The organism is Mycolicibacterium canariasense, assembly GCF_002101555.1.
Lineage (GTDB): Bacteria > Actinomycetota > Actinomycetes > Mycobacteriales > Mycobacteriaceae > Mycobacterium > Mycobacterium canariasense.
In genome coordinates, this window is the sequence record NZ_LQOL01000036.1 from 56,831 (window position 1) to 71,460 (window position 14,630).

Genomic DNA, 14,630 nt, shown 5'->3' on the forward strand with positions numbered 1-14,630 from the left:
GCAACCCTTGGGCCGAGTGTCCGTATGCCGGATGATTGGCCATATCGATGACGAGCGACGGCGGCGCCGTCGCGTCCTATGGATTTCGGCGCCAGTATCTTGCTACAGCTGAGGAGATCCTTCGCCTCATCGCTGCGCGCGGCGAGGACTCTGCCGAGTTGGCAGTCATAATCGAGCCGACACGTACCGACCTCGTCGGCAGTGACGTGGCCGACGATGATGTGGTCGATTTCGCGATTGCGGCGGGCGAAGAGATTGTCCGTCGCGTCCAGGTGAAGTCCTCCCGTGCGCCTTCAAGGATGAACCCGCTGAGGTACTCAGACGCTGCCGCGATATTCAAACGAATGGGTGCTGGTGCACATGAAGCCGTCATCTTGACGAACAAGCCGCTAGCAAAGAAGTTGGTGAATGCCTGCGCCTCACCTACTCGGATTGCTGGCGACGGTGAGATGTACTCCGTTACTGGGCAGTCGATTACGTCCGGCCAGTCCACACCGGCCAGGCTGATTGTGCGTGATGATCGTCGCGTCGAGGACGTCAAGCAATCAGTGTTGGACCTTGTCCGCCAGATACGGCGAGACAACGCCGTCGGCCCAGGCGAACAATCGGCTGCCTTGCTTACGGCCATGATGCTCGACTCCATGTTCGAGGCCGCAGCCGATTTGTCCTCGCGCAGATGGTCGGCTAGTGAAATTGTCGACTTGCTGTGTCTACCCGATAACCAGATAGCGCACGCTAGGCGACGATTCGACTGGGGCGTGCCGCTGGGCGTTGAAGTTCCTCGACTGGCATCAGCCGTGGCGCGTACAAATGAACTAGCCACTCTTACAGATCTTTTCAACCAATCCGTCGCCGGGCGGATTCCTCAGGTCGCCGTACTCTCTGGGACGACCGGGTTCGGAAAGAGCACCATTGCCGCAGACTTTTGCCATCTCAATCGGCACCTCTACGAGCACGTCTGCTGGATCGATTCTCGCTCACCTGAACTGCTCGCCGCCCGGATCAAGGATCTCGTGGCACAGATGGGTATCGATGTCGACACCGGTAGTGACGTCGGTGCTGCTTTCCGCGCGGAGTTGGCGGTCAGCGGCGGCCCTTTCGTTGTGGTGTTCGACGGGGCTCGCCGGCGACAAGACATCGAACCGTTCATACCCTCCAGCGGATGCGGGTTCGTGATCGTCACAACGACCAACAGCACGGGCTGGTGGCACACCGCCCGGCCCTTGCCGGTTGGCTCGTTTACCGTCGATCAGGCGACTGCATGCTTTGAGGCATACGCCGGCATAGAGCCCGGTCTACATGCAGACGCTGTCGCCGGGGTCGTGCGGCGCCTGGGGCACGTGCCGCTCGCAATCGCTATGGCGGCGTCATACTTTCGCAACGCCGATGAAGATGTCGCGCTGTTGTCGGATAGGTATTTCGAGAGTCTCGAGGCCCTCGAGGACTCAACAGCGGTTCCTGAGGGTTTCGACAGGACAGCATTCGCGGCGGTCCAATTTACAGTAACGCAGATTGGGTCCGAGACCGGTGGCGATGAGAACTTCAGGCGGGCGACGCAGCTGCTCATCTATCATTCGGCGTTCTTTGCCCCGGAACTTATACCGGTCAACTTAGTGCTGCAGACTGTCGATAGCACGGTGGCGACGCTCGATCTGACTTCGCCGCCGAGTCCGGTAGAGGCCGATCCCCATGTCCGAAATCGCCTCTTGACGAACCTGCGTACCCAAACCATTGCGCGGCGCCGCACCTATCTAGACGCTTCTGGGTCCGCGAATCCGGCCAGCGACACGATCAGCATGCACCCTCTGGTGCACGAGATCCTTCGCGCGATCCATGTGAAGGCCGCACCTCGCGACGGATCGGTCATGAATTTGGTGACCCTGTTCATGGGGCACCTATACGGGTGGATCATCGCGCTGCGGCCATCGGGTGCGTTCTTCCCGGTCGAGCAGTTACTTGTGCATGCTCAGTGGATCCTCGACTTTGTCGACACCATCAACATTCCCGCTGACGCCGACGAGCACGATGCATACGTATTTCGTTGTGCCATCCTGTATCTGCGGTATGAGGTCGCAAATTGCCATTCGTCCCGCGGGAACTATGAGCGCGGGGTTGAACTGATCGAGCAGGCGCTCGACGAGTTCGCCGACGTGACACCGACTATCCATCCGCAGTGCGCCTTAGCCAAGGCGGCGTGCGACGCAATTGCTGACGTCGAGCTTGGCGGACTCGGAGAACAGCGGGCGTTGCGCTTCGCGCGGCAAGCGATCAATGAAATTGCGAAGATTGAGCATTTCACCGACGCACCACGGCGCGGGGAGATCATCTACCGGTTAGCCGTACAGGCTGCGCAGGCGATTAACCGATTCGGTACCGCTGAGACTCGCGCGGTAGCCGAGGAGCTGGCTGGCATCGCCAACCAACAACAGCTGCCGGCTCCGCAAGAGATCGACAAAATCAATCAGATCGATCAGTTTCTCAGGACTGGCCAATACCTACAGGCGCTCGCACTGATTCAGATGACACGCGGCGCTAACCCAACCGCGTATCAGAAGGTCATGTTCGACAACTTCGAGATCATCGCGAATCTGCACCTACATCGGTTTAATGCCGCCGCCGACGGTATCGACCGCATTCTCGCCGCAGCCGCGGAGGGCCCGCACATGCGTACCCATGTCGAGCTGGCCTGCGCAGAGATCGACGCCGCGCTGAATGCCACACACGCCTCCTGGACCGGGAAATCCGCACGGCTGGCGGCGCAGCACAAAGTGCTGCAGACCTTCAGCAGCACACAGTGAACAGAGTCCGCGTCCGGCTGCACATCGAGATCGATGTGAGTCGGATCAGCCGGCGACTCGTTGAATCGCTTGGAACTTTCATGTTGCCGGCCCCAGCGCCTTGAACTGCCTTCTATACAAGAGGGCTCCCTGCTCGATTCTGCGTAAACCATCCATCGTGCTCTCCAGGTCTCGGTTGAGCTGCGCGAGCGCAGTCTGCACGACCTCTGGGATGACCCCATCGAACGCGCTGTCGTCGGTGGGAATGATGTGTGACTCGATTGCCTGTTCCACGGTCACTACACGGTCACGAAGACCCAGCAGGTAATCAGATGTCGGGACGACCAGCTCCTTGCTTAGCTTTTCAAAACCGTCCTTCGCTGCCGTCAGCTGATCGATCATTGTCTCGCTTGGCCACCGCCCCCTGGCAACTTGGGCTTCACCTGCCTTTGTGTTGTGGTACAGCGCCTCGCAGTACTGCTTGAGGAACTTCCGACGATCCCGTTGGAGAGTCCGAACCGGCTCCCGATGCGAACGCCAGAGGTTGTAGAGGCTGATGAAGAATCCGAGGACGCCAAGAATGGTGCCGATCAGCGTGTAGACCCACATGCTTGAAACGCTATCCGAGCGGGCCGACAGCCAACGGATCGATCCCTGTCCTTGGAACGCAGACCGCTGCTCTGCGGGCGTCGGAACGATGAGGAGTCGGGCTTTGCGGCAACACGCTGAAAGCCTGTACGGAACCTCCGTACGGATTTGACTGGAAGGCATCGAAAGAAACAGTCGAGAAAGAGTCGCTCGCGCAGGGTTCCCGGTTTTCGCACGGCCTGCCGTCAGTCGGCGACGGGCAGATGCTCTTCCTGACCCATCTCGCGCACAAGATGCGCCCATCCCACGAGGGCGGGGGCCGCGCCGGCATCGTCCTCAACGGCTCACCACTGTTCAACGGCGCGGCCGAATCCGGGCCGTCGAAGATCCGGCAGTGGCTGCTGGAGACCGATCTGGTGGAGGCGATCGTCGCGTTGCCGACCAACATGTTCTTCAACACCGGCATCGCCACCTACATCTGGCTGCTCGACAACACCAAACGAGCTGAGCGACAAGGCAAAGTCCAGTTGATCGACGCCACCGCGTTCTGGACCAAGATTCGAAAGAACCTCGGGTCGAAGAACCGCGAGGTCGACGCCGACGCCCGCGACCGCATCCTGGGCCTCTACGACGCGTTCGACGAAGCCGACCCCGACTACTCGAAAGTGTTCACCGCCAACGACTTCGCCTACTGGACGATCACCGTCGAGCGGCCGCTGCTCGACGAGGCTGGCAACCTGGTCACAGACAGCAAGGGCAATCCGAAACCCGATCCGAAGAGACGTGACACTGAGAACATTCCGTTCACCTACGGCGGCAACGCCGACGGCGACGCCGCCCGAGCCGCGACGATAAAGGCGTATGTCGCGGCCGAGGTGCTGCCGCATGTACCCGACGCGTGGGTGGATACGAAGAAAACCAAAGTCGGCTACGAGATCCCGTTCACCCGCCACTTCTACAAGTACGTGCCACCGCGCCCTCTCGCCGAGATCGACGCCGACCTCGAGAAGCAGGTCGCCAAGATCCTGGAACTGCTGCGGGAGGTGGAGGGGTGACGCTAGTAGAGACGAGTGCTGTCGACTGGCTGCCGACCCTCAAGCCCGGCTGGACACTGCGACCGCTGTGGTCGATGTTTGAGCGCATCAAAGACATCGACCACCCGGAAGAACAGATGCTGTCAGTGTTCCGTGACTACGGAGTGGTGGCCAAAGACTCACGAGACAACCTCAACAAGACCGCCGATAACCGCAGCATCTACCAGCTCGTCCACCCGGGGTGGCTAGTCACCAACAGAATGAAAGCCTGGCAAGGATCAGTCGGAATCTCCTCGCTGCGGGGCATCGTGTCGGGTCACTACATCTGCTTCGCGCCGCGCCACAGCGAAGACCCCGACTATCTGAACTGGTTGTTCCGATCTCCCCCGTACGCGCACGCTTACGCCCTCTTGTCGCGCGGTGTTCGGATCGGCCAGGTGGAGATCGACAACGACGATTACCGACTGCTGCCGGTGCTGCTCCCACCGCCGGGAGAGCAGCGTGCCATCGCCGCCTACCTAGACCGCGAAACGGCCCGCATCGAGACGCTCATCGAGGAGCAGCAACACCTGATCGAACTGCTGCTGGAACGTCGCCGGTCTGTGGCAGATGAGTTGCTTCGTCGTACGTCTGCTGTGTGCCCCCTCAAACGCGTAACAGCCGATGTAACGGTCGGAATCGTGGTTAATCCAGCAGCGTGGTACGTGGAGCGTGGTGTGCCTGCGCTGCGAGGTCTGAATGTGCGCCCGGGATACATCAATCCGACCGATCTTGTATACCTATCAGCCGAGGGCGACGCACGGCACGAGAAGTCACGCCTTCGTACCGGCGACGTGGTTGTCGTTCGGACCGGCCAAGCAGGCGCGGCCGCAGTGGTTCCGCCCGACCTCGACGAATCGAACGCGATTGACCTGCTGATAATTCGACCTGGGCCCAAGGTAGACCCAAATTTTCTTGTCGCGTATCTGAACGCCCCGTCAACCAAAACGCGGATAACCGAAGGTTCAGTCGGAGCCATCCAAGGCCACTTCAACGTGGCAGCACTTAGGGAACTGTCCTTTCCTGTGCTGGGCATCGCTGAGCAGCGCGACTACGTAGAGCAGTGGCTTTATCGGTCACGGGCAATAGACACGCTGATCGCTGAGACGGAGCAGTTCATCGAACTGTCCCGGGAGCGCCGGTCGGCGTTGATCACCGCCGCGGTGACCGGTCAGATCGACGTCCGAGCCGAGGTGGCCTGAGACATGGCGGTGCACAACGAGATCGAGTTCGAGAAGGAATTCGCCGAGTACCTGGCCGCCCGCGGCTGGCTGTACTCCCCCGGCGCCACCAAGGGCTACGACCGCGAACGTGCTCTGTTCCCAGAAGACATCGTGGGCTGGCTAACTGACACCCAGCCCGAGCAGCTGGCCAAGGTCGTCAAACCCGGATCCGGGGACGCCGCCAAGCAGCAGGCACAGCTGCTTGACCGGATCGTCAAAGTCCTTGACACACCAATGGACAACGGCGGCGGGACACTGAATCTGCTGCGCAAAGGGTTCTCACACCTGTCCGCGAAGTTTCAGATGTGCGTGTTCAAACCCGAGTCCACGCTGAACACGAAACGCAACACCGATTACGACGCGGTGCGGGTGCGGGTGATGCGCCAGGTGCGTTTCTCCACGGCTGATGAGCGGTCGGTGGATCTGGTGTTCTTCATCAACGGGCTCCCAGTCGCGACAGCCGAGCTGAAGACCGACTTCACTCAGACCATCACCGACGCCATCAACCAGTACCGGACAACGCGGCAGCCAAAAGACGCGGCGACCGGCAAGATTCAGCCGCTGTTCGTCTCCGGTGCCCGCGCACTGGTGCACTTCGCGGTGACCGAAGCCGAAGTGTGGATGACCACCGCCCTAGCCGGCGAGAGAACACACTTCCTGCCGTTCAACCGTGGCGCCGAAGACGGCGGGGCCGGCAACCCGATCAACCCCGCCGGTCCCCGCAGCTCCTACCTTTGGGAGCGGGTGCTGCAGCGCGACGCCTGGCTCAACATTTTCGGCCGGCTCATGTACATCAAGCACGAGTCGCACACCGACCCGATCAGCGGCAAGACCACCCGGTCCGCATCGCTGCGATTCCCGCGTTTCCACCAGTGGGAGGTCGTCACCAAACTCACCAACGCGGTCACCACCGAAGGTGTCGGCAAGCGGTACCTGATTCAGCATTCGGCCGGATCGGGCAAGACCGACTCGATTGCCTGGACAGCGCACCGGATGGCGCGCCTGCAAGTCGACAACAAGAAAGTGTTCGACTCGGTCATCGTCATCACCGACCGCAACGTCCTCGATGCGCAACTGCAGGACGCGATCAAGCAGATCGACAACGACGCCGGCATCGTGGTTGCCATTGACCGATCCGCGATCGCCAAGGCCGGCGACGATGTCAAGTCGAAGGCAGGCCTGCTGGCGCAGGCGCTGACCGGCGGCAAGCTGATCGTCGTCGTGACCATTCAGACGTTCCCGTTCGCGATGGACGCAATCCGGAAGAACAAAGGGCTCAAAGGAAAGACGTTCGCTGTCATCGCCGATGAAGCGCACTCGTCGCAGTCCGGGCAGATCGCGAGCAAGCTGAAATCGGTGCTCACGTCGGAGGAGATCGACGACATCGGCGACGGCGGCGAGATCGACATCGAAGCGGTGCTCGCAGTGGAGGCGACCGAACGTGCGGAGTCGGCCAACATCTCCTACTTCGCGTTCACCGCGACGCCGAAAGCGAAGACACTGGAGCTGTTCGGCCGCGAGCCGGCCGGTGGCGGCAACCCGGCTCCTTTTCACGTCTACACGATGAAACAGGCCATCGCTGAGGGCTACATCCTCGACGTGCTGACCGGCTACCACTCGTTCAAGCTGGCGTTCCAGATCGCACAGAACGCCGGCATCGACACCGAAGTCGACCAGTCCCAGGCCACCAAAGAGGTGATGCGGTGGGTGAAGCTGAACCCGCAGACGATCGCGCAGAAGGCCGCGATCATCGTGGAGCATTTCCGCGTCAATGTCGCGCACCTGCTCGACGGGCATGCCAAGGCGATGGTGGTCACCGACTCCCGTAAAGCCGCGGTGCGCTACAAGCTGGCGATCGACAAGTTCGTCAAGAGCAAGGGTTATGGATACGGCACCCTGGTGGCGTTCTCGGGGTCCGTGCAGGATCCCGAGTCGGGGTCCGAGGACTTCACTGAGGCGTCGATGAACCCGGGCGTACACGATCTGCGGACAGCGTTTCGCGGCGATCAGTACCGGGTGATGATCGTGGCCAACAAGTTTCAGACCGGATTCGATCAGCCGCTGCTGTGCGCGATGTACGTCGACCGTCGACTGCCCAGTGTCACCGCGGTGCAGACTCTGTCACGGCTGAACCGCACCTACCGCACCCCGTCGGGGATCCAGAAGACCGCTGCGCTGACTCAGGTTGTTGATTTCGTCAACGAGCCCGCCGCGATCCGCGAGGCCTTCGAGCCGTACTACACCGACGCCTACCTGGAGACCACCACCGACCCGAACCTGGTGCACGACCTGTCAGCCAAGCTCGACACCGCCGCCATCTACACCCCCGATGAGATCGACGCTTGCGTAGATGCACACTTCCGCGGCCAGCACGGCAAGCTGTCGGCGGCGGTAGAGCCTGGCCGCAAACGATTCGCGGACCTGTATCAGTCGGCGTTGATCGACAACGGCGGCGAGGGCGATAAGGCGGCGCTGGCTGAGCTGGACCTGTTTCGCAAGGATGTCGGTTCGTTCGTGCGCCTGTATGACTTCATGAGCCAGATCATCAATTACGGTGACCCTGCGCTGGAGAAGAAACAGATCTATCTGCGTCTGCTAGAGCCCAAGATTCGGCCGGAAAATTACACCGCGGCGATCGACCTGTCCGATGTGGTCCTCAAGCAGGTCAAGCAGATCGACCGCGGCAAGACCGACATCAGCCTCGGCTCACGCATCGGCCTGACCGGCATGACCGGCGTCGGGTCCGGCGAGACACGCGACCCGACGATGGTGGCGTTCCAGCAGGTGCTCGACCGGCTCAACGACCTGTTCGGTTCCGAAGACTTCACCCAATCCCAAAAGGTGTCGTTCCTGGAGGCGTTGCTGCGGTCGCTGCTCGACGATGCCGCGCTGGTGCAGCAGGCGAAAGTGAACTCCACCAAGCAGTTTGTGGAGTCACCGGACTTCGACGATGCGGTGACCGGTGCGGTGGCCGACAACCAGGGCGCCCACGAGAAGATGAGCGATTATTTCTTCACCAACGCCCCCGGCCGTGTCCGCCTGATCTCCGACATCGCGAAGTGGTTTCACCGGGTGGTCGCCGCCGACGAGAGCGGTGCAGCCAGCGCCGAGACGTGACAACAGCGGCCAGGATCAGTCCGCCGCGATCGGATCCGCCTGGCCCGCCGCCAACGCGGCGGCCACCGCTTCGTCGACCCCCGTGCCCTGTCCCAGCACGCAGACGCTGATCAACGCTTCGCATGCGTTGCCGGGGATCCAGTAGCCGTAGGCCTCTTCGTAGCCCGGGGTGGTCTGGTCGGCCAGCCGAGATAACCGGATGCGCCCACCCGGGTTACCGGCCGGGTGCGGGTAGGTTTCGCGGGTCTCGGCGATCTCGGCCGGTGAGGCATCGGCGTCCAGGTCCCGGAAGGTGCGCTCGAGGTGGGGACCACGCAGCGCCAGAATCAGCCCCGGACCGGTCCCGCCTCCGACCGGCCGCGCGTACTCGAATGCCTTGTCGACCCCGTCGGTGCAGAAGATGGGAGCATCGGTCGGGGTCACATCGATTCCGTTGCGCAGCACGTCCGCGAGCCGCGCCAGCGGCACCCCGCGAAAGGTGACCCAGTGATCCCCTTCGTCCGGAGCTGAGTCGATCATCACCGCGATGGACCACGTTTCGAGCGCGGAGAGGGCGGCGTTTGCGCTGATCTTGAACTCGTTCTCGGTGTCGATCTGCCAGACGGGAACGGGATGCTGGGCGAGGAGGCGGGCGGTGCTGGTCACCGGCGAACGGTACACCGGACCGGTTTGCGCTGCGTCCGTGCGGCCCTACGCCGCGGTTTCGGCCGGCGCGCCGTGAGTGCGCAGCATCGACTCCAGCCAGGCGGGCAATGCGCGGCAGGAGCCCAACCGCATCACGTGATGACCGAACATCCGTGTCGGCGGGATCGGCACCGTGACGTCACCGGCGGTGACCAGGCAGCCCCCGACCATCATCTGCAGCTCCGGTAGGGGTTCGAACCGTGTATCGGCACCCTTGTCCGGACCGGCAGTCGCCGGTGTACGGAACAGATAGATGCCTCCCCCGGGCATCGTGGACAGGACCAGGGTTGGCGCGGTGTGCATCTCGCGCAGGTCGCCACTGACCTGAGTGGCCCACGTGCGCCACAGTGTCAACTGCTCGGCGTCGTGCACCATCACCGCGACCAGATGCGAACCCGCAACATGGATTCCCGCCGAGGCCGTGATCGCCCCGCTGCTCAACAGCGGCTCCGCCAGTTCCTTTCCAACGACCTTGGTGATATGGCGGAAGTACGCCGCGACTCGAGCATTGATCCGCTCTCCGGTCACGTCGAGCTGGCCCATCGCCGCCAGCACGCCGGCCGATTCGACCGGCATGGGCTCCCCCGGCGGGTAACGCTTCGCCAGCTCGACCAATGCGGACGCACTTACCGGGTCGATACCGTCGGCGAGCATCACATCTGGGCCCAGCATCCGCACGGCGGCACCGTATTCGGCCAGGGCCCGAAGGTAGCGCTTCCACACCACCTGCGGTGACCGTGGATCCAGGCCAGCACCCAGCAGTGCGGTGAGTGGGTCACACCCGAGCATCGTTGTCCCCCCTGCGTGACGCCAGCACTCGCTGCGCCCACGTGGCTGTCTCGAGCACGACATCGAGCCACAGTTCTTCCAGCAGGATGAGCGCAGTCTCGAGTGCGCTTTTGTGCTCTCCGTCGCCGCAGGTCACGGCGTCCAACCAGCCGGACTCATCTGCCTCCACATAGAATTCAGCGGCACGCTCGCGGTCGACTGTCCAACGTTCCTGCACCCAGACCCGTATGTCGTGCTGCACGTCAGCAGCGGCGCCCAGTCGGGACAGCACCCGCAGCACTGCGGCGGTGCGCGCACGCTCCAGCGCGGCGGTGGCTTCCGGGCTCGAATCCGCCCACCGCAGCTGCAGCTCCTGCAGCTGCTTCACGTGATTCTCGGCGTCCAGGATGTATTGCATGTTCAGCTCCTCGTCTCCGTTGATCGGTTTGCCGGCGGGTGCATCACACGTACTGCCACCGAGACCCCAGCGGGTTGACGTCGACGGCCAGGAACGCCTCCATGCCGTACTGCTGCGCAACGGCCTCCAGGAACGGCGGAGGTGTGGACATGACCTCGATCAGCTCCTGCTGGATCTCAGCGTCGGCCACGATTTCGTCGTGCATCCACAGATGCACATGGTCGGACAAGCCGCGGCGATCCAGCTCCAGAATCGAGTAGTGCATCACGTCCAGCGCTGATCCCTGACAGAAGTGGTTGGGCGCAATGCGTTTGGCGATGTCCTGCATCATCTGGCCGTTCTCCCAGAAGCGGAACCGCTGGTCGACGACACGGCCGCTCAGTGTGGTCACCGACCCGGTGTATTCGGACTGCTTTTTGAGCGCGTCGATGAGTGCGTACAGGATCGGCAGGCTGTTGCGGATCGCCGAGGCGACCTCTTTCGCACGCTCCAGCGTCCAGCCGAACTGCAGCGCCGCTGCCTTGTGTCCCTGGCTGTACATGTCGGCCAGCATCTTGCGTTTTGCCATCTTGCGGTCGATGCCGGCCATGACGCCGACCGGCTCGTACGGATCTTTGCCGGCGCGCATATCTGCCAGGAACCCGCGGTCCCCTGACGCTGTGGCCAGCACTACCGGTTCAATCGACTTCCAGTCCGCCGAGATCCACTGTGCACCCGGGTCGGCCAGGATCACACCACGCGCTTCGGAGGGGAACTGCTGAATCTCAGGCTTGCTGGCAGAGTTTCCGGTCAGGTACGGGCCGTGCGCTCCCCACGCTGTGAACGTCCCAGAAGTCGTTGTCACGCACCAGACGTCATCACGTGCGATGGACTCGGTGGATGTGCGCGTCGCCGGGGAGGGTGTGCTCATGCGCACCATCCAGCTCTCCTGATCCGCCGTGACCCCGATCGAAATGCCGAGGCGGTATGCCGCCAGCTTCACCGCATCCAGGAATGCTCCGCCCGGAACGCGCACGGGAACGTCATGATCATCGGGACCGACATGGCTGGTGATCCCACACAGGAACGCGTAGCAGTGGGTCAGGTCGAACGACAGAACCTCCAGCAGTGGCGCCGCTTCCGGCTCCCCCGCAGCGTAGAGCCATGCTGCCGTGGGGTGGGGATCGACACACGGCACCGCCGCTGCGCCGACAGCGGCCAGTATCGGCGTGAAACCAGCCCGGCGCAGAAGAGATTCGGCCCGGCCTTCCACCGAGATGACTTCGCCGAAGCGGTAGGCGTGATCGCATGCCGGACAGGCCGCCGGGTTGACGTGGTGGGCCAACGCCGCGGGTGCGGTGGTATCAGGGCGCAGCTGCACTCCGTGGTGGGCGCCGGCGGCGTCCATCGGGGCCAACACCAGTGATCCGCGGGGCGGGTGCAACAGCCAGCGGTGCTCAGGTGTCGATGACAGCTGTGTACCGTCGCTGAGGGTGTGCCTGTCGATCGGCGCTTCGGTGTAGCGGTGCACCGCACGGACTTTCACCCACTGGCCCAGGTGGTCGAGGGTGTGGTCGCCTTCCCGGATGTCGTCGGCGCCGATGATGCCGCGGCGAGTGAGCAGCCGCTGGTCGGTGGGCAGGCACATGCGCCCGGTGGCGCTGGCGCCCAGAATCTTGATCTCGGGGTGCAGTCGTCCGGTCGGGGGGGCGTTGGCGACCACTTTATCGACGTAGCCGCGCACCTTCTCGCTGTTGGCCACGATGCGGTGGGCTGTGGCTAGCTCCGAGTGCAGGACGGAGTCTTCGTCGGTGATGTGCTTGAGCGCTTCCTTGTCGGACTTAAGCTGACCGGTGTCGGTGCGGGGCCAGATGGTGGCGTCGATCTCGCCGCGGGCGGCCAGCACATTCACCAAGTCGCGTCCGTTGCCCGCACGGATGCCCGCCTGTTTGAGCGTGTGCGCGGCTGCGATGGCCGTGGCTTCGGTCTGCTCGCGGTAGCGCTGAGGAAATTCGGTGTCGACGGCGTAGCCGCGTGCACTGCGTTCCAGCACAATGGCATTGACGCGCTGGATGTCTTCTACCAGCTGTTCGGCGTCGGCGGAGTTGAGTCGGCCTTTGCCACCGAAACCGGCTTGTGCCGTCGTGAGGTATCGCGCGGCGTGGGCCATGATCCCGTGGCCGTGCACACCCGGCTCACCCCACAGACGCAGGGTGGCCACGGTGTCACTCATTGCGCCCATGGCGTAGGTGGGCGTGTCGATGTCGGTGCTCCACCAGCCATCGGCCTTCTTCAACCCGCGCGCGTCGAAGACCTTGTCCATGGTGATGCGGCTGTCGTCGAGAAGCTGAAACACCGTCGCCAGGTCTTCCAGCGCACGACCAGCTTTCGCGTTGGTGTCGACCATCCGCGAGGCAACCAGCGTGTCGCCGAGCTTGCGGATATGTTCGCGCGTCATCAACCGGTGCGCGTAGAGGGGTGCGATGTCGAAGCTGGCACCGTGAAACACCAGGCGGGCGGCGTGATCGAATACTCGGGCCAGCAGCTTGCGATGATGCGACCGCCGCAAGGGGTCCAGCAGCAGCGCCACGGTGTCGGCGCCGAGCTGGAATGCGACAGATACGCAGGTGATGGAGAACTTGTTCGCGTCGAGGCCCCGCGTCTCGATGTCCGCGGCCACCGTGCCGGGAGCAGCCGAGCAAAGGTGATCGATCCAGCGGGCCATTGCATCGTCGTCGGTCACCAGGAACGCGAACACGCTGTAGTCGAAGAGCTGAAACTGCGCGGCGTTGACGCGGGGCAGATTCACGGTGGGAACGGCGGGTTCGACGGACACCGCGGCAGTTAAACACCGGGCACCGACGTCGACGGTTGGTTGTGCACGACACGCGGAATGCACGCGATTGATGCACGCCGATGCATGTTGCTCAGCCGGCTCGTGCGCGGGACGCGATACACCCCGAGCGAGGTACGCGCTCCGCACCTGGTTGGCGCCGCGGTAGCGGACCCTAGACGCCGGCACCGTGACCGTAGGCGCTGGTTGCCGCAGCAATCCAGCGATACAAGGACGTGACAGTCAACTATTTTCGCAGCTAGATAGGCCGCACGGGCGCTCACACGCAGACGCACCTCTCCGGCGGCGCCGAAAGAAGTGACATTTGCCTGGGTTTACGCCCGTTATCCTCAACATGTTCTGGCGTTCTTCGCAGCTCACGCGCGAAGTGATCGAAGGTGTCGCACGCCGGGGGTACAAAGAACGCAATGCATGTGCTGTTGCACGTGCATCGGTAATGGCATTAGCCTCTGAACGACGGCGCAAGATGCCGGTGTCGTAACCGTGGATGTTGATGAGTTTTCACGCAGCCGCGGACGCGCCCCCGGTCCGACGGCACCGTCCGCTGACACCCCGACAGGAGCACCAATGACTCTCACCACAGCGGCACCGCTGAATACGGTCGCACCGACCGTCACGCTGCCGCCGCCGCCGCCGTTTCACATGGCGTCGAACTCCCCGGCTGTCTCTTCGAACGCACCGGTCGCCCAGGTTCCCGCCAGCGCACCATCCGCGGTACCGGATACCGCGGCACTGGCCGATGCCTTCGCCGCATCCGCTGATCCCGGCGGTGAGCTGGCAGCGCTGGTGACGGCCGTCGCCGCGAGGTCGCGCACAGCGGCGCAGCAGGGCCTGACCCTGGCGACCGTTGAGGCCGCGTGCAAGCAGACGCTCAAGCAGATCCGGGCCGCGCTGTTGGCAGCGGTCGCCGACACTGCTCACCCCGGCGGACGCCCCGGCGTCTACGACGGCTTCACCGTCGCGACGAAGGCAGGGTCGCGCTCACTGTCCTACACCGACCTCGAGGAGAACTACCCCGATGTTTACGCCGAGATGGTCAGTGTCGGAAAGCCGTCGATCGTCTTGACCTACACCGGCTGACCACCGCCGCATCCGCTCAAAAACCGCTGCTCTACCGCTTTCTCACCGCTGACACACCCACCAGTAACC

9 protein-coding genes and 1 pseudogene are annotated in these 14,630 nt (G+C 63.1%); 5 read left to right on the forward strand and 5 right to left on the reverse strand.

From position 1 onward, the window contains the following. The first annotated feature begins 47 nt into the window (after positions 1 to 47). Positions 48 to 2,798, forward strand: coding sequence for a tetratricopeptide repeat-containing protein (locus tag AWB94_RS07245; protein ID WP_062656853.1), 2,751 nt, complete (start codon positions 48 to 50; stop codon positions 2,796 to 2,798). Positions 2,799 to 2,876: 78 nt separating this feature from the next. Here the strand turns inward: AWB94_RS07245 and AWB94_RS07250 are convergent, their stop codons facing one another. Next, a complete protein-coding gene (locus AWB94_RS07250) occupies positions 2,877 to 3,386 on the reverse strand; it encodes a hypothetical protein (RefSeq protein ID WP_062656854.1) in 510 nt (169 codons plus the stop codon). 128 nt (positions 3,387 to 3,514) lie between these two features. On the opposite strand from AWB94_RS07250, the pseudogene AWB94_RS07255 reads away from it, so the two are divergent. The 3 genes and pseudogenes from AWB94_RS07255 to AWB94_RS07265 form a co-directional block, all read left to right on the forward strand. Continuing rightward, positions 3,515 to 4,420: pseudogene (locus tag AWB94_RS07255) on the forward strand (HsdM family class I SAM-dependent methyltransferase); the annotation flags it as partial. Continuing rightward, on the forward strand, positions 4,417 to 5,640 hold the full coding sequence (locus tag AWB94_RS07260) for a restriction endonuclease subunit S domain-containing protein (protein WP_062656855.1): 1,224 nt from the start codon (positions 4,417 to 4,419) through the stop codon (positions 5,638 to 5,640). The pseudogene AWB94_RS07255 and the gene AWB94_RS07260, both read left to right, overlap by 4 nt. Before the next feature lie 3 nt (positions 5,641 to 5,643). Further along, positions 5,644 to 8,778, forward strand: coding sequence for a type I restriction endonuclease subunit R (locus tag AWB94_RS07265; RefSeq protein ID WP_062656856.1), 3,135 nt, complete (start codon positions 5,644 to 5,646; stop codon positions 8,776 to 8,778). A gap of 15 nt (positions 8,779 to 8,793) precedes the next feature. On the opposite strand, the gene AWB94_RS07270 is transcribed toward AWB94_RS07265, so the two are convergent. Genes AWB94_RS07270 through AWB94_RS07285 form a run of 4 tightly spaced genes read right to left on the reverse strand, consistent with a single transcriptional unit; the run spans position 8,794 to position 13,463 of the window. Beyond that, positions 8,794 to 9,423, reverse strand: a complete 630-nt coding sequence (locus tag AWB94_RS07270) for a hypothetical protein (RefSeq protein WP_131805294.1) — start codon at positions 9,421 to 9,423, stop codon at positions 8,794 to 8,796. 45 nt (positions 9,424 to 9,468) lie between these two features. Next, positions 9,469 to 10,251, reverse strand: coding sequence for a hypothetical protein (locus AWB94_RS07275; RefSeq protein ID WP_062656857.1), 783 nt, complete (start codon positions 10,249 to 10,251; stop codon positions 9,469 to 9,471). Continuing rightward, entirely contained in the window at positions 10,238 to 10,648 is a 411-nt protein-coding gene (locus tag AWB94_RS07280) for a hypothetical protein (RefSeq protein WP_062656858.1), read from the reverse strand. Before AWB94_RS07280 ends, AWB94_RS07275 begins: the two co-directional genes overlap by 14 nt. Before the next feature lie 43 nt (positions 10,649 to 10,691). After that, positions 10,692 to 13,463, reverse strand: a complete 2,772-nt coding sequence (locus AWB94_RS07285; protein WP_062656859.1) for a DNA polymerase — start codon at positions 13,461 to 13,463, stop codon at positions 10,692 to 10,694. Positions 13,464 to 14,048: 585 nt separating this feature from the next. Between AWB94_RS07285 and AWB94_RS07290 the strand changes: the two genes are divergently transcribed. Next, positions 14,049 to 14,561, forward strand: a complete 513-nt coding sequence (locus AWB94_RS07290) for a hypothetical protein (RefSeq protein ID WP_230022543.1) — start codon at positions 14,049 to 14,051, stop codon at positions 14,559 to 14,561. Positions 14,562 to 14,630: the final 69 nt, after the last annotated feature.